Origin of the sequence: Mesorhizobium sp. WSM4311 (genome assembly GCF_002295115.1) — a bacterium.
In the GTDB taxonomy this organism is placed as follows: Bacteria; Pseudomonadota; Alphaproteobacteria; order Rhizobiales; family Rhizobiaceae; genus Mesorhizobium.
The window spans coordinates 32,047-52,612 of the sequence record NZ_NSFV01000017.1 but is presented as its reverse complement, the minus strand read 5'-3'; the positions used below and the strand labels follow the sequence as shown (position 1 = coordinate 52,612).

The 20,566-nt window shown below is 62.2% G+C and carries 24 protein-coding genes; 14 read left to right on the top strand and 10 right to left on the bottom strand.

The genetic code is table 11. The features are described from left to right. Window positions 1-36: 36 nt before the first annotated feature. The 10 genes from CK226_RS29935 to CK226_RS35190 all read left to right on the top strand — a co-directional run bounded on the left by CK226_RS29935 (window position 37) and on the right by CK226_RS35190 (window position 9,014). Window positions 37-1,140 carry an inositol-3-phosphate synthase gene (locus CK226_RS29935; RefSeq protein WP_095789610.1) on the top strand — a complete coding sequence of 368 codons (1,104 nt, stop codon included), beginning with the start codon at window positions 37-39 and terminating at the stop codon, window positions 1,138-1,140. Then, complete coding sequence (locus tag CK226_RS29930) at window positions 1,137-1,733, top strand: histidine phosphatase family protein (RefSeq protein WP_095789611.1); 597 nt, start codon at window positions 1,137-1,139, stop codon at window positions 1,731-1,733. The genes CK226_RS29935 and CK226_RS29930 overlap by 4 nt, the downstream gene beginning before the upstream one ends. A gap of 14 nt (window positions 1,734-1,747) precedes the next feature. Continuing rightward, window positions 1,748-2,848: a glycosyltransferase gene (locus tag CK226_RS29925; protein WP_095789612.1), complete on the top strand. Its 1,101-nt coding sequence runs from the start codon at window positions 1,748-1,750 to the stop codon at window positions 2,846-2,848. Beyond that, complete coding sequence (locus CK226_RS29920; protein WP_095789613.1) at window positions 2,848-3,651, top strand: sugar phosphate nucleotidyltransferase; 804 nt, start codon at window positions 2,848-2,850, stop codon at window positions 3,649-3,651. The genes CK226_RS29925 and CK226_RS29920 overlap by 1 nt, the downstream gene beginning before the upstream one ends. 2 nt (window positions 3,652-3,653) lie before the next feature. Continuing rightward, window positions 3,654-4,415: a TIGR04290 family methyltransferase gene (locus CK226_RS29915; RefSeq protein ID WP_095789663.1), complete on the top strand. Its 762-nt coding sequence runs from the start codon at window positions 3,654-3,656 to the stop codon at window positions 4,413-4,415. Further along, entirely contained in the window at window positions 4,408-5,442 is a 1,035-nt protein-coding gene (locus CK226_RS29910; RefSeq protein ID WP_245437888.1) for a beta-xylosidase, read from the top strand. Before CK226_RS29915 ends, CK226_RS29910 begins: the two co-directional genes overlap by 8 nt. Further along, window positions 5,439-6,503 (top strand): glycosyltransferase family 4 protein, encoded by a 1,065-nt coding sequence (locus CK226_RS29905; RefSeq protein ID WP_095793769.1) that lies wholly within the window; start codon window positions 5,439-5,441, stop codon window positions 6,501-6,503. Before CK226_RS29910 ends, CK226_RS29905 begins: the two co-directional genes overlap by 4 nt. 11 nt (window positions 6,504-6,514) lie before the next feature. Beyond that, window positions 6,515-7,492, top strand: coding sequence for a GNAT family N-acetyltransferase (locus CK226_RS29900; RefSeq protein WP_245437887.1), 978 nt, complete (start codon window positions 6,515-6,517; stop codon window positions 7,490-7,492). A gap of 70 nt (window positions 7,493-7,562) precedes the next feature. Then, window positions 7,563-8,462: a class I SAM-dependent methyltransferase gene (locus CK226_RS29895; protein ID WP_245437886.1), complete on the top strand. Its 900-nt coding sequence runs from the start codon at window positions 7,563-7,565 to the stop codon at window positions 8,460-8,462. Window positions 8,463-8,858: 396 nt separating this feature from the next. Continuing rightward, entirely contained in the window at window positions 8,859-9,014 is a 156-nt protein-coding gene (locus CK226_RS35190; protein WP_179296030.1) for a hypothetical protein, read from the top strand. Here the strand turns inward: CK226_RS35190 and CK226_RS29880 are convergent, their stop codons facing one another. Then, a complete protein-coding gene (locus CK226_RS29880) occupies window positions 9,015-9,521 on the bottom strand; it encodes a sigma-70 family RNA polymerase sigma factor (RefSeq protein ID WP_095789664.1) in 507 nt (168 codons plus the stop codon). A 492-nt stretch (window positions 9,522-10,013) separates the two neighbouring features. Between CK226_RS29880 and CK226_RS35400 the strand changes: the two genes are divergently transcribed. Further along, a complete protein-coding gene (locus CK226_RS35400; protein WP_210202266.1) occupies window positions 10,014-10,151 on the top strand; it encodes a hypothetical protein in 138 nt (45 codons plus the stop codon). A gap of 86 nt (window positions 10,152-10,237) precedes the next feature. On the opposite strand, the gene CK226_RS29875 is transcribed toward CK226_RS35400, so the two are convergent. Beyond that, a complete protein-coding gene (locus CK226_RS29875) occupies window positions 10,238-11,140 on the bottom strand; it encodes a LysR family transcriptional regulator (RefSeq protein WP_095789618.1) in 903 nt (300 codons plus the stop codon). 142 nt (window positions 11,141-11,282) lie between these two features. Here CK226_RS29875 and CK226_RS29870 point away from each other — a divergent pair, with 142 nt between their 5' ends. The 3 genes from CK226_RS29870 to CK226_RS29860 all read left to right on the top strand — a co-directional run bounded on the left by CK226_RS29870 (window position 11,283) and on the right by CK226_RS29860 (window position 13,730). Continuing rightward, on the top strand, window positions 11,283-11,606 hold the full coding sequence (locus CK226_RS29870) for a hypothetical protein (RefSeq protein ID WP_095789619.1): 324 nt from the start codon (window positions 11,283-11,285) through the stop codon (window positions 11,604-11,606). Window positions 11,607-11,662: 56 nt separating this feature from the next. Continuing rightward, the gene (locus tag CK226_RS29865; protein ID WP_179296046.1) at window positions 11,663-12,559 is read left to right on the top strand and encodes an MBL fold metallo-hydrolase; all 897 of its coding nucleotides are present in this window, start codon (window positions 11,663-11,665) and stop codon (window positions 12,557-12,559) included. Window positions 12,560-12,782: 223 nt separating this feature from the next. Continuing rightward, window positions 12,783-13,730 carry a helix-turn-helix domain-containing protein gene (locus CK226_RS29860; protein WP_179301155.1) on the top strand — a complete coding sequence of 316 codons (948 nt, stop codon included), beginning with the start codon at window positions 12,783-12,785 and terminating at the stop codon, window positions 13,728-13,730. Window positions 13,731-13,786: 56 nt separating this feature from the next. On the opposite strand, the gene CK226_RS29855 is transcribed toward CK226_RS29860, so the two are convergent. The 8 genes from CK226_RS29855 to CK226_RS29820 form a co-directional block, all read right to left on the bottom strand. Then, the gene (locus tag CK226_RS29855) at window positions 13,787-14,755 is read right to left on the bottom strand and encodes a branched-chain amino acid ABC transporter permease (protein WP_095789621.1); all 969 of its coding nucleotides are present in this window, start codon (window positions 14,753-14,755) and stop codon (window positions 13,787-13,789) included. 3 nt (window positions 14,756-14,758) lie between these two features. Continuing rightward, window positions 14,759-15,652, bottom strand: coding sequence for a branched-chain amino acid ABC transporter permease (locus CK226_RS29850; RefSeq protein ID WP_095789622.1), 894 nt, complete (start codon window positions 15,650-15,652; stop codon window positions 14,759-14,761). Window positions 15,653-15,657: 5 nt separating this feature from the next. Then, on the bottom strand, window positions 15,658-16,368 hold the full coding sequence (locus CK226_RS29845) for an ABC transporter ATP-binding protein (RefSeq protein WP_095789666.1): 711 nt from the start codon (window positions 16,366-16,368) through the stop codon (window positions 15,658-15,660). Continuing rightward, window positions 16,361-17,098 (bottom strand): ABC transporter ATP-binding protein, encoded by a 738-nt coding sequence (locus tag CK226_RS29840; protein WP_095789623.1) that lies wholly within the window; start codon window positions 17,096-17,098, stop codon window positions 16,361-16,363. Before CK226_RS29840 ends, CK226_RS29845 begins: the two co-directional genes overlap by 8 nt. Before the next feature lie 179 nt (window positions 17,099-17,277). Beyond that, window positions 17,278-18,486, bottom strand: a complete 1,209-nt coding sequence (locus CK226_RS29835) for an amino acid ABC transporter substrate-binding protein (protein ID WP_095789624.1) — start codon at window positions 18,484-18,486, stop codon at window positions 17,278-17,280. A gap of 65 nt (window positions 18,487-18,551) precedes the next feature. Then, on the bottom strand, window positions 18,552-18,941 hold the full coding sequence (locus CK226_RS29830) for a nuclear transport factor 2 family protein (protein ID WP_095789625.1): 390 nt from the start codon (window positions 18,939-18,941) through the stop codon (window positions 18,552-18,554). 17 nt (window positions 18,942-18,958) lie between these two features. Further along, a complete protein-coding gene (locus CK226_RS29825) occupies window positions 18,959-19,753 on the bottom strand; it encodes a MoaF C-terminal domain-containing protein (RefSeq protein ID WP_095789667.1) in 795 nt (264 codons plus the stop codon). A gap of 13 nt (window positions 19,754-19,766) precedes the next feature. Beyond that, window positions 19,767-20,555, bottom strand: a complete 789-nt coding sequence (locus tag CK226_RS29820) for an SDR family oxidoreductase (RefSeq protein WP_095789626.1) — start codon at window positions 20,553-20,555, stop codon at window positions 19,767-19,769. Window positions 20,556-20,566 lie beyond the last annotated feature (11 nt).

The following is a 20,566-nucleotide window of genomic DNA, read 5'->3' as shown; positions in this document are numbered from 1 at the left end:
GGAACTTACCTTTGAACAGCATAAGGCGGCAGTTTCGTGGGATCGAAAAAGGTTCGTGTTGGTATCGTCGGGCTTGGCAATTGCGCATCCTCCCTGGTGCAGGGACTCTCCTACTATCGTGATGCAAAAAGCAACGAACCGATCCCGGGGCTGATGCATGCCGATCTCGGTGGCTATCACGTCGACGACATCGAGATTGTCTGCGCGTTCGATGTCGCCAAAAACAAGGTTGGCCGCGACGTCGCCGATGCGATCTACGCCACCCCGAACAACACGTTCCGCTTTGCCGACGCGCCGACTACCGGTGTTCGCGTCGAACGCGGACCGACGCTTGACGGGATCGGCAAATACCTGCGCGACGCAATCGAGGAAGCGCCTGAACCGGTTGCCAATGTCAGCGATATCCTGCGCGACAGCGGAGCCGACGTAGTGGTCTCCTACCTTCCGGTGGGTTCGGAGGAGGCGACGCGCTTCTATGCTGAATGTGCTCTGGAGGCCGGCTGCGCCCTTGTCAATTGCATACCGGTTTTCATCGCCTCACGTCCGGAATGGCGCCGGCGTTTCGAACAACGCGGGCTGCCGCTGGTCGGCGACGACATCAAGAGCCAGGTCGGCGCGACCATTGTGCACCGGCTGCTGGCCAATCTCTTTCGCGAGCGCGGCGTGCGCGTCGATCGAACCTATCAGCTGAATTTCGGCGGCAACACCGATTTTCTCAACATGCTGGAACGCGAGCGGCTGGAATCGAAGAAGATCTCTAAGACGCAATCGGTAACCAGCCAGCTCGATGTTGCCCTGGAGCCGGGCAACATTCACGTCGGACCAAGCGATCATGTGCCTTGGCTTACTGACCGAAAATGGGCCTACATCCGCGTTGAAGGCACGACCTTCGGCGGCGTGCCGCTGAATGCCGAGCTGAAGCTGGAGGTGTGGGATTCGCCCAATTCCGCCGGCGTGGTGATCGACGCAGTGCGCTGCGCCAAGCTGGCCCTCGACCGCGGCATCGCCGGCGCGCTGACAGGCCCTTGTAGCTATTTCATGAAGTCGCCTCCCGAACAGTTCACCGACGCCGAAGCACGCCAGCGCACGCTCGCTTTCATCGCCGGCAAGGACGATCCTCTGCTGGATGCCGCGGAATGACGACGACGTTCTTTTTAATCCGCCATGCGGCGCACGACAATGTCGGCTCATATCTTGCCGGGCGCATGGCCGGTGTATACCTCGGCGAGTCCGGCAAGGCTCAAGCAGAGCACCTTGGCGGGCGCATGGCCCGAGAGACGATCGCGGCCATCCTATGCAGCCCGCGCGAACGCACCCAGGAGACGGCGCTGCCAATCGCACTCGCTTGCGGTGTCGGCGAAATCGCGATCTGCGCCGAACTCGACGAGATCGATTTCGGCGACTGGTCGGGCAAGACCTTCGATCAATTGAGCAGCGACGCCGGTTGGCGCGCGTGGAACGACCAGCGGCAGGAGGCCAGGACGCCCAGCGGCGAGACCATGCTGGATGTCCAGCACCGCATCGTCTCTCTAATGAACGGCGTCCGCCAGCTGCATCAGAACGAATGCGTCGCCCTGGTTAGCCACGCCGACGTGATCAAGGCGGCCGTTTGCAAGGTGCTTAACTTGCCGGTCGGCGACTGCTTTCGCTTCGACATCGATCCCGCCTCGATCACGACGATTGTGTCGGGCGACTGGGGCTCAAAGCTCGTGCGATTAAATGAAGCTGCCTGACGAGGAAGTTCCCGATGCGGATGGTCATTTTCGGTCTCACCGTTACATCTTCATGGGGGAACGGCCATGCGACGCTCTGGCGCGGACTGATCCGCGCGCTCGCCCGTCTGGGCTGGTCTATCACCTTTTTCGAATGCGACACTCCCTATTATGCCGGGACCCGCGATCTGGATCAGCTCGATGGAGGCAACGTCGTTATCTATCCGGACTGGGAGGATATCCGCCGCGTCGCGGAGCGTGCGATGAAGCAAGCGGACGTCGTCGTCGTCACGTCCTACTGTCCCGACGCCGTTGAGGCTTCGCGCCTGGCCCAGCATACAAGTCGTGGACTGCGTGTCTTTTACGATCTCGATACTCCGGTGACGCTTGCCCGCCTCGAGCACGGCGAGCGTCCGCCCTATTTCGGACCAGAGGGACTTGCTGACTATGACCTTGTACTGAGCTACACCGGCGGCCCGGCGACCGAGGCGCTGAAGACTGTGCTCGGCGCGCGCCGCGTGATGCCGCTCTACGGCCATGTTGATCCGGACCGGCACCGGCCGGCAGAGAAGCGGGCGGAATTCGTCGGTGGTCTGTCCTATCTCGGGACCTACGCGACGGATCGCCAGGCCGGCGTCGATAAGCTGCTGGTCCGCCCGGCCATGCGCCTGCCTGATCAACGCTTCATCATTGCCGGCGCGCAATATCCGCAGGAATTCCCGTGGAGCGACAACATCTTCTTTGTCAGGCATTTGCCGCCAGCCGATCATCCGGCCTTCTTCTCGTCGTCGCGGCTGACGCTGAACGTCACCCGGGAAGCTATGGCGCAAAAGGGCTGGTGCCCGTCGGGGCGCCTCTTCGAAGCGGCCGCGTGTGGGGCTGCCATCGTCACCGACGTATGGCCAGGCCTTTCGGACTTCTTCGAACCCGGCCGCGAAGTCCTGCTAGCCCATGAGACGGATGACGTAGTCGCCGCGCTGGAATTGCCGGAGCACGAACTTGACGGCATCCGAAGACGCGCCCGCGAGCGGGTCTTGAGCGAGCACACTTCCGCTAAGCGTGCAGCGGAACTGGACAAAATCCTGGCCGACGCCTTGCAAAATCCCGTCAGCAAACCGATGGAGGAAGCAGTCTGATGTTGGGCATTGTGCCCGCCGCCGGGCGCGGTAGCCGCATCCAACCGCTCGGCTTCTCGAAGGAGCTGCTGCCGGTTGGCAGCCGGATCGACGGTCAGACCGAACGTCCTTGCGCCGTAAGCGAGTATCTGGTGAGGCGCATGGTCCAGGCCGGCGTCGACAAGATTTGCTTCATCATCGGATCGGGCAAATCCGACATTCTCGAATACTACGCCGCCGGTTATGGCGAGGCAGCGGCTCTCTTTGTGGTGCAGCCCAACCCCGTCGGTCTCTGCGATGCGATTTTCCGAGCAGCGCCCCTCGTCGCGGCCGACGAGGTCGTCCTCGTCGGCCTTCCGGACACGATCTGGTTTCCCGAGGACGGGTTCTGTCATTTGCCTGACGATCAGCTTTCATTTTTGCTATTCCCGGTGGGTCGCCCGGAGTTCTTCGACGCCGTCGTCACCGAAGATGACGAGCGCGTTATCGAAATCCAGGTCAAGCGACAGGACGCGTCCACGAATTGGGTTTGGGGGGCGTTCAAAATGCCTGGCCAGATCCTGCATCGGCTTGCCACACTCTGGCGCGAGCGCGACGGTCGTGACGAATATATTGGCACGTTGATCAACGCCTATCTCGCGACCGGGGGGGTGGCCTACGGGATCAAGGCAGGGTCCGCTTATGTCGATGTCGGCACTTTCAACGGCTATCGCACAGCCCTGCGGTTGCTTGAAGACGGCGTTCCGTCCGCTCGTCACCAGCCCACTACGATCATGTCCGGGGCGCATTCGCATGTACCTGTCGTTCCGGGGGAAGGAGCGTGACCATGTTGCATTCCCATGCCGAAATCCGCCGCCGCATCGACGCGCTCGGCCCTTGGTTCCACAACATGGAACTGGCCGGCGTCGAAACCGCGCCTAACCACTTTCTCGGCAACTACCCGCTGATCAAATGGCGCAAATTCGCCGATGCCATACCCGCGGATCTGGCCGGCAAAACTGTGCTGGATATTGGCTGCAATGCGGGTTTCTATTCGATCGAGATGAAACGGCGAGGCGCTACACGCGTCCTCGGCATAGATTTCGACGAGGCGTATCTGGCACAGGCCCGCTTTGCCGCCGAGATCGCGGACTGCGAGATCGAATTCCGGAAACTTTCGGTCTACGACGTCGGCGCCCTGCGCGAGACATTCGATGTCGTGCTGTTCATGGGGGTGCTTTACCATCTGCGCCACCCCCTGCTCGCGCTCGACCTGATCCGTGAGCACGTCGCCGGTGACTTGATGATCTTCCAGTCCATGCAACGCGGCAGCAAGGATCTGCCCGAGTTGGAAGAGAACTATCATTTCTGGACGCATGATTTGTTTGAGCGGTCGGAATTTCCCAAGCTGCATTTCATCGAACACCGCTATGCCGACGATCCGACCAATTGGTGGATACCGAACCGGGCCTGTACCGAGGCGATGCTGCGCAGTGCCGGTTTCGAGATCGTGCTGCATCCCGAGCAGGAGGTCTATTTCTGCCGCGCTGCCGGCGATCCGGCCGGCGGTGGCGCGATATATCCGTCGAAAGGAAAGCTCCATGATTGAAGCCGCGATGATCTGGAACGAGCCCAACAACAAATCGCATTGGGACCCTGAGCTCGACCCCGATTGGAGCCGCTTTGCCAGGATGGCAATCCTATCGGCGGACGCGATCGCGTCCGAGAACCCAGCTCTGACAAAAGTGCTTGGCGGCATCTCGCCGATAGATCCCGGCTTTATCACGCGCATGAAGGAATTCGGGGTGTTGGACCATGTCGACGCCGTCGCGGTTCACGGCTTCCCCCTCGACTGGAACCTGTGGCAAATTCAGGAATGGCCGCACAAGATCGGTGAGATCGCGGCCGTCACCGATCTCCCCATCTGGGTCAGCGAGGTCGGCGTGTCGACCTTCGGGGCCGAGGAAATACAGGCCTGGGGCCTCAAGCGAACCGCCGAATTGCTGCTCGGCAACGCACCCCGCATCCAGTGGTACAGCCTCTACGACCTTCCGCGTGAATGGGAAGCCACGACACGGCATCGCGAAGCGGAGGGATCCTCCTATTATCGTCACTTCCACATGGGGCTGCTGCGCCAGGACGGCACGCCGAAGCCGGCGCTTGAGGAATTCCCGCGCTACACACCCGAAATGGGACTGGTGCAGTGGTTTCATTTCGAGGACCCGCGACTGGACAACTCTATTGCCTGGATGAAGAGGCTCGGCGTTACCAACATGCGCACAGGGCTTTCCTGGGCCGACAGCTTCAGGCCGAATGCGTTGGACTGGTTCGATCGACAGATGGAGGCACTCGCCGATTTCGACGTAACGGTCACCTTCTGCTTCACGCCCGAACATCGGGGGATGATGCCTCACCACACCAGCCCTCCCCTGGTGCCCGAGGAATTCGCCGAGTTCTGTGCAACGATGATCCGCCGATACGCGCCCGGACTGACGTCCGCCTCGCGCCCGACGCAGCGGGCCTCGCGTGAGGCCCTCATGCGACCCGGTCCGTCATTAGATGAACCGACCGGAGTAGAAGCTCACGGTTCCGCCACCAATTCACTGGCTCTGGCACCGTGGCTCAGCCGGCCATGACGCTCACCGTCCTCAATGTCGCCTATCCTCTCGCGCCTGTCGGACCGGATGCGGTTGGGGGTGCCGAACAGGTCCTGTCGCTGCTTGACCGAGCGCTGGTTCGCGCGGGCAATCGATCAATCGTCGTCGGCTGCCGGGGCTCCAGCGCGAGCGGCACGCTTGTGGAAATACCGGCTGAAAGCGGCGTGCTCGACGAAACGGCCAAGAGCCGCGCGCAGCAGGCTCATCGCGCTGCGATCGCCGCCGCCCGCGCCAATTGGCCGATTGATGTGGTTCATCTGCATGGTATCGACTTCGACGCTTATCTGCCAGACGACGGCCCGACCTTGGTGACCCTTCACCTGCCGCTGGACTGGTATCCGGCCGAGGCATTGCGCCCGAAGCGCGACGACGTGTGGCTTCATGCAGTCTCGACCGCCCAGCAGAAAACCGCGCCACCTGGCGCCAGGCTAGCGGCGCCAATTCCGAACGGCGTCGACATCGAGGCGCTCGGCCTGCCGCAAGCGAAACGCGACTTCGCCCTGGTTCTCAGCCGTATCTGTCCGGAAAAGGGCATCCACCTAGCGCTGGATGCCGCCAAGCAAGCAGGTGTGCCGCTGGTTGTCGGCGGTAAGGTTTATTCCTATGAACTGCACACGCGCTACTTTCGCGATGAGGTCCAACCCCGCCTCGACGGCCGCCGACGCTTCCTTGGTCCGCTCGGTTTCACCGCCAAGCGGCGCTTTCTCAACGCGGCGCGCTGTCTGGTCATCCCGAGCCTTGCCGCCGAGACCAGTTCGCTTGTCGCCATGGAGGCGCTGGCCTGCGGCACACCGGTGGTCGCCTTTCCGAATGGTGCGCTGCCCGATGTCATCGAGCATGGCAAGACTGGCTTTCTCGTCAACACGATCGAGGAGATGGCGCAAGCCATCATTGCGGCGTCCAGCCTGGACGCCGAGGCATGCCGGGCCGAGGCACGGCGGCGGTTTTCGCTGGAGCGAATGATCTCGTCTTACATGGACGCCTATCATGCGCTGGCGCGACTTGGCACAGATGCCAGGCGCCTCGCCATCGCACCGTGAGCGAAGCTTTGTTGCGCAGCGAGATCATCGATGACCCGGCGCAATTCGAAACGCTTGCGCCACACTGGTGGAAACTGTGGGAGCAGAGTTCTTCGGCGACCCCGTTTCAGTCTCCCGCCTGGCTGGTGCCATGGTGGCGCACATTCGCGCCCGGAGGTCTAGCGATGGTCGCGGTTTGGCGCGGAGGCGATCTGATGGCGCTGGCGCCGCTCTATCTCGAGCACGGGATCGACGGCTCGAAATTGCTTCCGGTCGGCATTTCGCTCAGCGACTACCTGGATATCCTTTGTGTTCCCGGCACCGAGGCTCCGGTCCTCGCTGCTGTTGTCGACAAGATCCTCTCGGTTGAATGGTCTCAATGGATCTTGTCAGATTTGCCGGAGGGGGGTGTCGGTTTTGCGATCACGCATCCTGACCTGAAAGCCGGACGGCCAGTCGCTCATAGCGCTTGCCCCGTGCTCGCCCTTGCCGGCGACGAAACTCTTACGGGCTCTGTGCCCTACCGACGCAGGCGCCAGTTGCGGCGGGCGCGCCGGGCCGCGTCCAGACGCGGCCGGACCGCGTTGTCCTCCGCACGCGGCGATCCCCAGGCTTGCCTCGATCATCTAATACGCCTGCACGACGCGCGCTGGACCGGGCGCGGAGGTGGCGTGTTGGCCAAAGTCGCCGTAGAAGAATTCCACAGGCGCTCGCTTCCCTTGCTCGACGCTCGCGGCTTGGTCCGATGCTGGCTGTTCGCGATCGACGGCAGGACCGTCGGCGCCTATTACGGCTTCCATGATCGCGGTCGTGCCTATGCCTATCTCGGGGGCTTCGACCCTGCCTATTCCGAGGAGAGTCCAGGCGCGATTTTAATCGGCCACGCGATCGCGGAATCGATCCGCGAAGGTGCCCGCGAGTTCGATTTCCTGCGTGGTCAGGAGGCCTACAAATATGGCTGGGGCGCCGTCGACAGGTGGACCATGCGCAGGATCTGGACGCGGAGTTGATAGGGTGAGGGCAACCGGGTCAAAATCCGCCCACCGCCGCAGATCGATTAAAGCGGTCGTAGAAGACTGCATGGCGGACGCTGTTTGCGCCGAAGCCGTCGTAGCCAGGCTGGCGCTTCATCTGCAGGTGGACGTCGCGGTGGCGGAATTGGCGGAGATCGTGCGGGAGGTCGTTCCCTCCGATTCGCGAGACGCGGAAAGGCTGCAGGACGTGGCCGGGCTGCTTCGCCGCGAACCCGGCGCGTTTGCCAAGTTGCGGGCGACGGGCGAGGCCGTTCGGCACGTACGCGATCACCATGAGACCGGTGCCGCTGTCGTCACGCGGCTGGCCACGAGCTTCGATGCGGCCGCGGCTATTTCGGAAGCAGCGAGTGTCCAGCTCGCATCGCTCGGCGATGACGGAAGGCTGTTGGCCATGACCGAGGACGTCGCTGCATGGCTCAAGGAGCAGGACTTCACTGGAACCGACCGGGATATTCTGGACATTGGTTGCGGCATCGGCCGTTTCGAGCGCGCGCTTTCCAAATCATTCAATCGGATAGTCGGCATCGATATATCCTCACGGATGATTTCCATCGCCTCCGAACGATGCGCCGCGCTGGGCAATGTCGAGTTGCGGCAAACCTCCGGTCTCGATCTGACCGAATTCGACGATGGTAGTTTCGATTGCGTGCTGGCGGTCGACAGCTTTCCCTATCTGGTTCTGGCCGGCATGGCCGAGCGGCACTTCGATGAGATCGCACGCGTCCTGAAACGGTCGGGCTGGCTGGCCCTTCTGAACTATTCCTATCGCGGATCTCTTTTTTTGGACCGCGCCGACATCGGCCGTCTGGCGGAAACTCACCAATTGCGGGTTGTCATCAACGGCGAGAAGCCATTCCGGTCATGGGATGGAGACGCATTCCTGCTCGCTCGCCGCGGTGGAACATTACCGCGCGCCGCCAGTTCCGACGTCGAACCAAGAGGCTGAAGACCGTCACCGACCCGAAGAGGAAACTATGGCATCCGGCAAGCGCAAGGGAACCGGGCTGACGCGATGACCGTACCAAAGACAAGGTCGGAGAAAACGTGATTCGCCAATCGCGACAAAAAACAGCAAAGCAAAGTGCGCGGACCTGATGGCAATCGCCTCAAGTCCGACCAATATGAGGACCATGCCGCGAACTAATTGCCTGAGGATTGAACGCTGTCACATCGCATTTTTGGCCCCCAGCGATATCAGGCCAAGGGAATAAACCTGTGCAAGGGCCACTGGCAATCATGCCGGCGGCAGACATCCCCTTGTAATCTCGGGCATTTGTCGCCACACTGAGTTCAAGGAACCGCTCTTATCAAGAGAATTCGGATGTCTCGTTCGAGGGATGATATGATCGACTCCCAGTTTGGTCTGGCCATGGATCGAGAGATCGCTTCTCTCCTCGATGCCATAGAGCGGGAAAGCATTCCAGACCGGCTGACCAGGCTGGCAATGGAGCTGCAAAACGCGCTGATCGAGAAGCGTCGACGTGACCTGAAGAACTGACTATCTGCGGCTGTCCATACCGAGTTGCCCATCGGATAGATGATTTCGTCTTTCCATCAATGTCTGCAGCGAACTCTCCCCAAGCAACTCGAGAATATTGGCGCGCGCGCGGTTCAGCCGACTTTTGACCGTCCCTACCGCGCAGCCGCATATCTCGGCCGCTTCCTCATAGCTTACTCCCAGAACGCCAATCAGCATCAGAACCTCGCGTTGGTGCTCCGGTAGCTTTTGGATGGCGCAATGCACTTCCCTGCTCTGAACGCTCCATTCCTGGGTGGCTTCCAAAAACGGCCTGGATGACGCGCAGTCGAGCAGGCCTGGCGCTTCCCGGGCGGCAATCTTGATCCGCGTATAATACGTATTGCGCATGATGGTGAAGAGCCACGACTTCATGCGTGTGCCAGGTTCGAACTTGTCGATATTGGCGAGACCCTTGGTCAGCGTCTCCTGTACCAGATCGTCGGCATCGTCGGGCACGCGACAGAAGGTACGTGCGAAAGCCCGCATGGCCGGTATGAGCCCAACTATGGAAACTTCATTGGTTTCCTGATCGGCCGAAATGTAGCCTTCGGATGACAAGGGTCCAGCTCCCCGAAGAAGAGTGTACGAATGCAGCCCCTGCTAAATGCATGGAAGTTTGGTTCGTTCCTCGCATGCGAGACAACTCTGCAGAAATTCGGCGTGGATCGAAACAGCTATCATCCTGTCGGGAGGACGCCTACCTAAGAGGCGAGGTCTCCTCGAATATGGGTGCGCTGCGCACAAAGCCGCCTCCCTGGCGTCGATGTCGACTGGACGATAACGGCCGAGCCTGTATGCGACCACCAATTTTTCCTCGGCGGCGCATAGGCTGAAGCCCCACGCCGCCACCTTAGCGGTGACGCTGAAGCTCCTCCGCCGGCCCTCGGGTCATGTGGCTGCCCGGTTGGCGGTGGAGGTTCCGATGAGAAACCTCTCCTACCGCTCGCATCCAAGTTGAGGCGAGTTATGTCAGGTGAAATGACCATCAACGACGACCCTCGTGGGCGCGGTCGACAGATCGACAATTGGGACTCCCCGCTCGCATTCGCCGGGGTGGGAGGCTTCCTGACCGATTCTGTCGCCCTTGCCGATCTCAACCACAAAAGGCGGATTTGATGGGGACCACGAGCATCAAATTTACCTTGCGTAGACGTCGCAGCTAGCGGCCACGCGGGCGGTCACATGGACTGCCTTTAGCGCGATCAGGTGCCGACACTGACCCTCTCGGCTTGGGCGAGCATCTCCACAAATCGCGTCACCTTGGGCGGCCGGAAGCGGGCGGCCGGATACACAGCATGGATGCCGCCGGAGGGTAGGTTCCACGCGGGTAAAACGGGCACCAGCCGGCCGGCCGCGAGGTGGTCGCCAAGGGCAAAGTCTGGAAGGATGGACATTCCGCCGCCGGCCAGGGTCGCCTCCAGCACGGCCGGGGTGGCGTTGATTGTCAGCCCAAGCTTCATCCGCACTGTGCGCCGATCGTGTTCACCTCGCGTGAAACGCCATACGAGCGGCTCTTTCAGCGCGACATTCGCGATGAAGGGCAACTCGGATAGATCCTCGGGTTCGGCGGGCGATAGGCTCCTCGCCAGATCAGGCACCGCCACGAGAATCTGCTGAAAGGAACCGATCCTGCGTGCCTGAAGACTCGAATCCACCAGCCAGCCCGCGCGGATCGACAGATCGATCTGGTTCGCAATCAGATCGATCCTGATGTCCGAAAGCATCAGTTCGACACGACATGCCGGATAGGTGCGACAAAACCGGGCTGCAAGCGGCGCGATGGTGGTTGTGCCATAATCGTTCGGCGCAGTGACCCGCAGAACTCCCATTGGCTGAGCGTTTGTTTGGGCTAGCTCGTTGAAGGCCGCCTCGGCCTCCCGCAGAATCATGGCGCATCGCGCGTGAAGCTGCCGGCCTGCCTCGGTCGGCTCAACCCGCCGCGTCGTGCGAAGCAGAAGGCTTGTCTTGAGTTCCTGTTCAAGTCGCGCCACCTGCTGGCTCACGACAGTCTTGGTAATGCCGAGACGCTCCGCCGCTCGGGTGAAGGAAGCTGCCTCCACCACCGCGGCGAAGTAGGCCAGCCTATTGAGATTGATCGTTTCCATGGTCGTCGCTCCGCAGGATTGTGTGTCTATAGCTTACATTGAATCCAACTCGTCGGGATTTATCGACCAATCAAGACAATGCATCTTTTGCGCATTGAGTTCAGCCGCCGGCTGATCTGCCCAGCATTCGAAGGGTCCCCGCATGACGACGGCGAAAATGTTTCCGGCTATCGGCCACCTCTATGAGGCCCGCTTTGGCGAACTCGCGTTTCATTTAAAGTTCGATAGCGACGGGGAAACCATGCGGTTTGCCCCTGAGCAAATGGACAACTTCGCCAAGGCGGAGGCAGTGACCTATCGGGCAATCCCCATTCGGCAGGGCGTGTTCATGGTGACCTGGATTGAGGCTGACGGGACGACCGTGACCCACGTCGAGGATTTCGAGAATGGGGTCATCCATACCAACATCACCAAGCCCGATCGCAGCTTCCTCAATTTGTCCGGCACTTGGGCCCGGTTGACGTAGTCCTGGCCTCGAGCGCGCAGACCGATTTCTTTGCCCATCACAAAAGGAGTTTCAAAATGCTCACCAGGAGACAGATCATGAAAACTTCCGCTGCCATCGCCGCGGCCGCTTTTGCTCCCGCCGATCTAGGCCGCGCAAGCGGGACCGGACTCGTCTGGAAGCACTTTCCCGCCGGCTCGAACGGCTTCTTCCGCGCTCCAGTCCTGCTGTCGGGATCATCCGAAGCGTTGCTGATCGACGGCGGCTTCAGCTATCCGGACGGGCGTTTCCTGGCAGACGCAATAAAGGCCAACGGCAAGAAGCTGACGGCAATTTATGTCAGCCAATCGGACCCTGACTATTACTTCAGCCTGAAGCCGATCCGTGAGGCTTTTCCAGATGCGAAGGTCATTGCGGCCTCGGAAACGGTGGCGGCAATTAAAGGCTCGGTCGACAAGAAGCTCGCCGTCTGGGGCCCGCAGCTCAAGGAGAATGGCCCGCAGGTACTGGCCGATATCGTCATGCCTGAAGCTTTTGATGGTCCATCGCTGACAGTCGACGGCGAAACGGTTGAGATCGTTGCGGCTGCAGGTCTTGCCAACCGTCGATATCTGTGGGCGCCTTCGATCAACGCGGTTTTCGGCGGCGTACTGATCTTTGCCGGCGTGCATGTGTGGACGGCGGACACCCCGACCAGGGAATTGCGTGCAGCCTGGATCGACAATCTCGACAAGATCGCCGCCAGGAAGCCCGCTGTCGTCGTGCCAGGGCACCTGATGCCGGAGTCTGCTACCGATATCTCGGCCATAGAGCACACAAAGACCTACCTGCAGGCCTTCGAGGAAGAGTTGGCCAAGGCTGCCGACGCCGCCGCGCTGAAGGCCGCCATGGAGGCCCGCTTTCCGAACCTCGGCATGGGCGTCGCTCTCGACATCGGCTCGAAGGTTGCCAAAGGCGAGATGAAGTGGGGCTGAGGTGAGATGCAATCTCGAGCGGCCGGAGAATGTGGGAATTCCGGCCGCTTGCTTTGACCCTCGCCCGCCCGGAAGGCGCCGCTTCTAAAGCGGCTGATTGATGCGTTCTCGCCGTTGCGGCGAATATAGTTAGCATGTTAAGTTCCTGGCCGTTGCATCGGCGCTGCCGTTGCATCGCAAATCCCGCATCAAGACGGGAGACGAAATGAAGATGGAGGAGACTATGCTCGACCACCACGTGAGCATCGCCGACGGCGAGGCTTTCCTGTCCGCTTCGCGGATGCTGTTCGGCCCTATCACGCAGCGCTTCTCGCGCGGCGAGGCGCCCTCCCTGCCGAAGCTGATCTCGGTCGATCTGGGCTCCTGCCGGCTCTCGGAAATCAGGGCGAAGTCCCACCTAGTCGTCAACGACCGCGCTTTTTGGCGCAGCTTCGATCCGGACGCGATCAAGATCCTGATGCAGCTCAAGGGCCGCAGCCGCTTTGAGCAGCAGCAGACGGCGATAGATCTCGGGCCGCGCGCGGCGGTCATCTACGATCCGGTGCGAGCCTATTCGTTGCAGAACCTCTCCGATGTCGATCAGCTCATCCTGCAGGTACCGCGCTCGACCTTTGGCGACGAGACGCTGGCGCGCCTTTCGGTGCCGGTGCCGCTGCCTGGCGAGGGCGACAGCCTGACTCATATCGTGTCCGGTCTGATGCAGATGGCGATTGGCGAGGCACACAAGCTCGACGAAGCCGGCTGCCGCCGCGTCGGCGAAAGCCTGATTCAGCTCGTCAACGGGCTGATACAGGCGAAGCCCATGGCGCCGGCGTTCCGCCGCTCGCCGCTGGAAGCGCTGCGCGAGCGCATCGTCGCCTATATTGACGCCAACCTGGCGCGCAGCAATCTCTCGGCCGAGGACATAGCCCGCCACATGGGCTGCTCCCGCCGCTACCTGCACCGCGCCTTCGAAGGCGAAGGCATGACACTGGAACGTTTCGTCTGGGACAGGCGGCTGGAGCGCAGCAAGGAGGAGCTTTTGTCCCCTGCCCGCGCCTCGGCCTCGATTTCGGAAATCGCCTTCGCCTGTGGGTTCAATTCCAGCGCGCATTTTTCAAGGGCGTTCAAGAGCAAGTATGATGTCGCGCCGAGGGAACTGAGGGAGAGGTTAAGGACGGCGGTGCATTAGGCGCGTGGGTCTGAACGGCGGAGTTCGGGCGCTGCATTCATCGGGAAGCTTATCGCCTACGCCAGCTTTGCCTTGCCCGCAAAGCTGCGCATCAGCCCCTTCGGTAAAAACAGCATCGCCAGGATGATGGTCAGCCCCGAGACCACCGGGTGATAGTCCGGCACCACAATGCGCGCGAGGTCGAAGACGGCGTACATGACCAGCGCGCCGAGGATGGGGCCGAGCAGCGTGCCGGTGCCGCCGACCACCGTCATCATCAGCGGCAGCAGCATCCAGTCGAGATCGAAGACCGAGTCCGGGCCGACATGGAAAATGTAAAAGGTGTAGAGGCTGCCGGCGACGCCGGCGATGAAGGCGCTGCCGGCGAAGGCCGCCACCTTGACCTTCAGCACATCGATGCCGTTGGCCGACGCCGCCATCTCGTCGTCGCGCACCGCGATCAGCGCCAGCCCATAACGTGAGCGCATCAGAGCGCGGATGGCGAGCGCGGTGCCGACCATCAGCCCGAGCGCGACCCAGTAATGCGGACGCAGCGTGTCGAACAGGCCGGCGGGCGCGACGATGCCGAAGGCGCTGCCGGTGAAGTCGCCGCCATTGACGAACAGCACCTTGACGATCTCACCGAAGCCGAGCGTGCCCAGTGCGAAATAGTCGCCGCGCAGCTTGGACAGCAGCGGCACGCCGATGATGGCCGCTGCAAGGGCCGCCACCACGCCGCCCAGCGCCATCGTCACCGGATCGAAATAATAGATGCCGGGGTGCGTGTCATAGAGCGAGCCCCAGATATAGTTGCCGGTCCACAGGATGGCGGTGGTGTAGGCGCCCAGCCCGAAGAAGGCGTGGCTACCGAGGCTGATCTGGCCGCCGTAACCGGCAACAAGGTTCCAGCTCTGCGCCATGATGGCGTAGAGGAAGACGAAGAACAGGAACGAGAAATAATAGGCGTCGACAGCACCTGGCAGGAGCGGCAGCAGCGCGAGCGCCGCGACGACCACAATAGCGATCCATTTGAAGGCTTTGATCATCTCTCAAGCCTTCTTGTAGGGCCGGCTGAACAGGCCTTCCGGCTTGAACATCAGCACGGCCAGGAACACGCCGTAGGCGATGGCGTTGGTCCAGCCCCCGGAAATGAAGAACTGGACGTAGGCTTCGATCAGGCCGAGCAGGATGCCGCCGGCGAGCGCACCGGTGACGTTGCCGATGCCGCCCAGTGCCAGCGCCACCAGCGCCTTCAGGCTGAAGATGAAACCGGCGAAGGGGTTGAACGGGAAGGTGGTGGCGACGGCCACACCGGCTGCGCCCGCCAGCGAAATGCCGATGGCGAAGGCAATGGCGTTGACGCGGTGCGGGCTGATGCCCATCAGCGTCGCCGCGTCCATGTCTTCCGAAGCGGCGCGCACCGCCTTGCCGACAATGGTCTTGCGCAGGAAGAGCATCACCAGCCCGGTGCCGGCAAGCGCGATCAGGAAACCCATCGTGCGGGTGAACGAGGTGCGGACGCCCAGCAGCTCGATGCCGGTCGCCGTATAGCTCGTCACCACGCCGGCGGTGTTGCCGCCCCAGACCACGGTCATCAGGTTCTGCACCAGGAACATCAGGCCGACGGCGATCAGCAGCGAAACGTTGCGGTCTTCCTCGGCAGCCGCCTTGCGGAACAGGCCCTGATACATCAGCCAGCCGACACCGAGCCCGACCGGCACGACAATGAGCAGCGACAGGAACGGGTCGATGCCGAGACCGTAGAACAGCGCCCGCACGAAATAGGCGGCCAGAATGATCATCGCGCCCTGGGCGAGGAAAATCAGCCGCATGGTGCCGAAGATGAGGCTGAGGCCCACGGCGGCGACACCGTACATGGCGCCGCCGAGCGCGCCGTTGAGCGAGAGCTGGAGCAGGATGTCGGGAGGGGGCAATTTGAACATCTGATCTACTCCAACACGCCCATATAGGCTTTCTGGATTTCGGGATCGGCGATCAGCTCGGCGCCGGTGCCTTGCATGGCGAGCGAGCCGGTCTGGAGCACGAAGGCATAGTCGGCGACCTTCAGGGCCTGGTGGATGTTCTGCTCGACGAGCAGGATGGTGACGCCCTGAGCGTGTAAGGTCTGGATGAGCGAAAACATCTGCTGCACGACCAGCGGGCTGAGACCCAGCGACGGTTCGTCAAGGATGAGCAGCGACGGCTCCGACATCGTGGCCCGCGCGATCGCCAGCATCTGCTGCTCGCCGCCGGAGAGCGAACCGGCCTTCTGATGGACGCGCTCCTTGAGGCGCGGAAACAGCGCATAGGCCTTGTCGAGCAATACCTTGGTGCGCGGCCGCGCCTTGGGCTGGAAGGCGCCGAGTTCAAGATTTTCTAGCACAGTCATCTGGCGGAACAGGCCGCGGCCTTCCGGCACATGCGCGATGCCCATGGAGGCAATCTCCTGCGGCGCCTTGCCGACCAGCGATTGGCCGGCCAGCCTGATATCGCCGCTTTTCGGCTTGAGCAGGCCGGAGACGGTCCTGAGCAGCGTCGTCTTGCCGGCGCCATTGGCGCCGACGATGGCGACAATGGTGCCGGGGTCGACATGGAGCGAGACGCCCCACAGCGCGCCGACGTCGCCATAGGCGACCTGGAGATCGCTTACTTCAAGCAGCCGGTTCGCCAAGATAGGCCTCTATGACTTTGCGGTTCTGGGTGACTTCGCGCGGCGTGCCGTCGGCGATCTTTTCGCCATGGTCGAGGACGATAACGCGGCTGCATACTTTCATGATGGCGTCGACCTTGTGCTCGACCCAGAGCATCGAAAGACCAAGCTCGGCGCGCACGCGGCGAATGACGTCGACCATGCGCTTGATCTCGGTCGGGTTGAGGCCCGCCATCGGCTCGTCGAGGAGCAGCAGCGCTGGGTCTGAGGCAACCGCGCGCGCGATCTCCAGCATGCGGCGGTCGGAAAGTGTCATATGCGCAGTGCGCATGTCGCGCCGGGCGGTGAGGCCGACCAGTTCGAGCGCGGCATTCGCCGCCTCGGTCGCATGCTTGACGCGGCCCCCTGCCCCGTAGACGGCGCCGACCATGACGTTCTCGAAGGCGGTCATGGTCAGGAAGGTGCGCACCAGCTGGAAGGTGCGGGCGATGCCAAGCCTGGAGATGCGGTGCGGTGCGATACCGGTGATGTCGTTGCCGCGAAACAGCACCCGCCCTTGCGTCGGCGCATAGATGGCGGTGATGACGTTGAACAGCGTCGATTTGCCAGCGCCGTTGGGGCCGATCAGCCCGATCAGTTCGTTGCGGCCGACGGCGATGTCGACATTGTTGAGCACGACGAGCCCGCCGAACCGCTTCTGGACCGCCTCGAGGCGAAGCAGGGTTTCGTTAGGCTGCATCGTGTTTCCGTTTCTCCGGTGAGCGCAATTGGGTGTGGGAAGCTGCCAGGATACGCGAGGCCCTGTGGCCAGCCCTGTCTCTCCGTCACTATGCGGGGAGAAAAGCCCAGCGGGGCAATGAGGGGCAGCGCCAACGTTCGTAGGGGTGCCTCCCCTTGCGAACGCCCTGCCCCCGCCTGTCAGCGCTTGTCCCAGGCCGGGGCCGGCTTGTAGGTCCAGGTGCCGTCCGGATAGATGAGCTGGTGCTTGCCCTGCCACCATTGCGTGGCGACGCTCGGGATCAGCGCGAAGCCGGTCTCGTCGAACTTCAGGTCGCCGACCACGGTGTCCTTGAACTCCTGGCCGAAGATCGCATCGTGGATCGCCGCGGCATCGGTGCTGCCGGCCTTCTCGATCGACTGCGCCAACACTTGCGCATTGGCATAGAAGGCGCCGACGGTGACGGAGTCCTTCTTGTACTCGGCCTCGTAGCGTTCGCCGAGTTCCTTGGCGCCCTTGTAGGGGTAGCTCGCCGACCAGAAGCCGTCGGTCATGATGTAGTCGGAGTCCGGTCCCAGCGCTTCATGGAATTCGCCGGTCCAGGTGCCTTTCCAGCCGTGGAAATATGGCACGGAGAAGCCGAGTTCCTTCATTTGCCTGAGCAGCGTGATGGTGTCGGCGGGCGAGCCGAAGACCAGCATGGCGTCGACATCGGCGGCCTTGAGCTTGGTGATCAGCGCCGAATAGTCGGTGGCGCCGATCGCCCAGGGATCGTCGACGGCAAAGCTGTAGCCGTATTTCTTCGCCGCCGCCTGGAAGGCGCCGCCAAAGCCCTTGCCGTCAGGCGAATCTTCGGTGACCAGGGCCGGGTGCTTCGGCTTCTCGCCGGCTGGCAGTTTGTCCCATACCTCGAACGGCACCTCGGCGCCGGGACCAGGATGGAAAAAGAAAAGCGCCGAGTATTTGAGCTTCAACGGCTGCCATTCGAACGGGAAGGCCGTCGTGATCATGTAGAACTTCTTGTACTTCTCGGCGACGATGGCGCCGGCGATGTTCATCGGCCCGGAATGGGTCGACAGCAGCGCATCGACCTTCTGCACCTTGATCAGGTTCTCCAGGGCTGACGCCACCTTGCCTTCAGAGCTTTCGTCGTCGGCGACGACGAGGCGCACCGGCAGCTTCTTGCCGGCGGACTTGACCATGATGCCGCCGGCCTTGTTGATGTCGGCGACCGCCTGCTCATAGGCCCATTTCTGTTCCTTGCCGTCGCCGGCCAGCGGCCCGGTCAGCGAGATCGGCGCGCCGATGACGATTTCGGTGTCGCCGGCATTGGCGGCGACCGTGCCGGCGGCACTGAGCGCGGTGGACAGCAACAGGCCGGCCAGCATTCCCTTCAAAGTGATTTCCATTCCATCCTCCCAGGTTCATCGGGCCAACGCATCAGGGCGAGGCCCGCATTCACAGCGCCAATGCTTCAGCCCATCGCGGCTGCCACCAGCTTGGTGTCGGTGAACTGCTCGAAGCTGACGGCCTTGCCGTCCTGCATTTCCCAGACATGAACGACGCGCGCCGACATCGCTTTGCCTGTCTTTTTGTAGATGCCCGAATAGGTGCCGATGCCGACGATGGTGCTGCCGCCGTCGACCAGTTTGTCGACCTTCAGGGCATAGCCCTCCCACTCCTCTCCGATACGCTTGAAGACGCCTGATATGATGGCGTCGCCACCGACATAAGTTCCGGCATAAGGGAAGCCCGCCATTTCGGTCCAAGCCGTCTTGTCGGTGACTGGCGCCATCATCGCCGCCAGATCTTTGGCGTCGGAGCCGGCATAGTGCGCCTTGATGACCTCGTAATTCCTGCTCATACTACTCACCTGTTTGCTTAGACGGGCGCCTTGCCCGGGCCGTAGACGGTTGTGGATTTCTTCTCGATGAAGGCGCCGGCCGGCTTGTTCTCGATCTTGCCCTGGCTGGTGACGCCAAGGAATTTGCCGGTCGAGCGCATCGTCTCCCAATTGTAGAAGAACAGCGAGGCGACCGGGATGATGAACTCGCGGAAGCCGAAGACGTAGAGACCTTCGGCGAACTTCCAGGTGGTGGCGAGATCGACATCGCCATGGCCGCGCTGGACGCCGACGAGGTTCTGCCAGGCATAGCGTTCAGAGCTCAGATAGATGTGCTCGTAGACGTGGTTGGGGCTGTATGTGTAGTGCGCGGTCAGACCGATCAGATCGCGGGTCGGCGCGGGTTCGGTACCGGCAGGCGGAACCGAGGGATCGCCAAGCACACCTGCAGAATAGACCTGCGCGACGCGTGGCTCGCCGGGCGCCTCGCCAGGCTCACGCACCCGCTCGCGCACCGAAAGCACACGCCGCGTTCCGATGTCGATGATGAAGGCCTCATCTTCCGTCAGCCGCGTGGCGAAAACCATGTTGATGAAGAAGACCTGTGGCGCCACTTCCAGCGCCTCGTACCAGTCGGCACCGGCATCGCTGCCTTCGCTCCAGGCCACGGTATCGGCCGATGTGAAGGCGAGGTCGATGACGCGGCCGGTGTTCAGCGTGATCTTGAAGGTCTGGCCGCGCAACGCGTCCGTCGTCGGCAGACGGTTGGTGGCGATGCCGGCGGCGAAATCGTCGAAGTGCTTCCAGTCGGCAGGTCTGTTCTGGTCGTTCATCGCCATCTCCAAATCAATCGACAAAAGCAAGCGTTGGCAGGTCAACGACGGTGGCGCCGCCGTCGATGGTCAGGATCGAACCGTTCATCATCGCCGCCTCGCCTGAAGCAACGAAGCAGATGACGTTGGACACTTCTTCTGGCGTCGCCGGGCGGCCGAGCGGCACATCCCTGGTGACCATGCGATAGGCTTCCTCGATAGAGTCGAGGCCGTGTTTTTCGACGACGACCTGCATCTGCTCGTCGGCCATGTCGGTCGCCACCCAGCCGGGGCAGATGATGTTGGTGCGCACGCCCTGGCGGCCATAGTCGCGCGCCAGCGATTTGCCGAGGCCGACGCAGGCGTGCTTCATGGTGACGTAGCCGGCCGCCGCCGGGCCGGCGAACAGGCCGGCGATCGAGGCGACGACGACGATGTTTCCCTTCTGCGCGATCAGGTCCGGCAGGCACTCGCGGGCACAGACGAAAGTGGTGTCGAGGTTGAGACGCGTCGCCAGCGCCCAGGTCTCGTCGCTCATCGATACAGTCGGGCCGACGCCGTGGCCGCCGGCATTGGCGACGAGAATGTCGACCGGACCGAATTTGTCATGCACTTGCGCAAGGGCCGCGCGCACGGATTTGGCGTCGGCGGCATCGCCCTGCACAACCAGCCCGCCAATATCCCTGACAACGGCTTCGAGCGGTTCGCGCCGCCGGCCCATCAGCACCACCCTGGCGCCGTCGGCTGCCATGCGCCGGGCGACGGCCGCGCCGATGCCGGTGCCGCCGCCGGTGATGAGTGCCGTCTTGCCGGAAAATCTCATTGGTCCATCCC

Excerpts from the sequence above, each read along its gene's own strand:
- CK226_RS29930 (WP_095789611.1), top strand. The coding sequence starts at position 1,137 with ATGACGACGACGTTCTTTTTAATCCGCCATGCGGCGCACGACAATGTC.
- CK226_RS29925 (WP_095789612.1), top strand. The coding sequence starts at position 1,748 with ATGCGGATGGTCATTTTCGGTCTCACCGTTACATCTTCATGGGGGAAC.
- CK226_RS29920 (WP_095789613.1), top strand. The coding sequence starts at position 2,848 with ATGTTGGGCATTGTGCCCGCCGCCGGGCGCGGTAGCCGCATCCAACCG.
- CK226_RS29915 (WP_095789663.1), top strand. The coding sequence starts at position 3,654 with ATGTTGCATTCCCATGCCGAAATCCGCCGCCGCATCGACGCGCTCGGC.
- CK226_RS29910 (WP_245437888.1), top strand. The coding sequence starts at position 4,408 with ATGATTGAAGCCGCGATGATCTGGAACGAGCCCAACAACAAATCGCAT.
- CK226_RS29905 (WP_095793769.1), top strand. The coding sequence starts at position 5,439 with ATGACGCTCACCGTCCTCAATGTCGCCTATCCTCTCGCGCCTGTCGGA.
- CK226_RS29895 (WP_245437886.1), top strand. The coding sequence starts at position 7,563 with ATGGCGGACGCTGTTTGCGCCGAAGCCGTCGTAGCCAGGCTGGCGCTT.
- CK226_RS35190 (WP_179296030.1), top strand. The coding sequence starts at position 8,859 with ATGATCGACTCCCAGTTTGGTCTGGCCATGGATCGAGAGATCGCTTCT.
- CK226_RS29880 (WP_095789664.1), bottom strand. The coding sequence starts at position 9,521 with ATGCGGGCTTTCGCACGTACCTTCTGTCGCGTGCCCGACGATGCCGAC.
- CK226_RS35400 (WP_210202266.1), top strand. The coding sequence starts at position 10,014 with ATGACCATCAACGACGACCCTCGTGGGCGCGGTCGACAGATCGACAAT.
- CK226_RS29875 (WP_095789618.1), bottom strand. The coding sequence starts at position 11,140 with ATGGAAACGATCAATCTCAATAGGCTGGCCTACTTCGCCGCGGTGGTG.
- CK226_RS29870 (WP_095789619.1), top strand. The coding sequence starts at position 11,283 with ATGACGACGGCGAAAATGTTTCCGGCTATCGGCCACCTCTATGAGGCC.
- CK226_RS29865 (WP_179296046.1), top strand. The coding sequence starts at position 11,663 with ATGCTCACCAGGAGACAGATCATGAAAACTTCCGCTGCCATCGCCGCG.
- CK226_RS29860 (WP_179301155.1), top strand. The coding sequence starts at position 12,783 with ATGCTCGACCACCACGTGAGCATCGCCGACGGCGAGGCTTTCCTGTCC.
- CK226_RS29855 (WP_095789621.1), bottom strand. The coding sequence starts at position 14,755 with ATGATCAAAGCCTTCAAATGGATCGCTATTGTGGTCGTCGCGGCGCTC.
- CK226_RS29850 (WP_095789622.1), bottom strand. The coding sequence starts at position 15,652 with ATGTTCAAATTGCCCCCTCCCGACATCCTGCTCCAGCTCTCGCTCAAC.
- CK226_RS29840 (WP_095789623.1), bottom strand. The coding sequence starts at position 17,098 with ATGCAGCCTAACGAAACCCTGCTTCGCCTCGAGGCGGTCCAGAAGCGG.
- CK226_RS29835 (WP_095789624.1), bottom strand. The coding sequence starts at position 18,486 with ATGGAAATCACTTTGAAGGGAATGCTGGCCGGCCTGTTGCTGTCCACC.
- CK226_RS29830 (WP_095789625.1), bottom strand. The coding sequence starts at position 18,941 with ATGAGCAGGAATTACGAGGTCATCAAGGCGCACTATGCCGGCTCCGAC.
- CK226_RS29825 (WP_095789667.1), bottom strand. The coding sequence starts at position 19,753 with ATGAACGACCAGAACAGACCTGCCGACTGGAAGCACTTCGACGATTTC.
- CK226_RS29820 (WP_095789626.1), bottom strand. The coding sequence starts at position 20,555 with ATGAGATTTTCCGGCAAGACGGCACTCATCACCGGCGGCGGCACCGGC.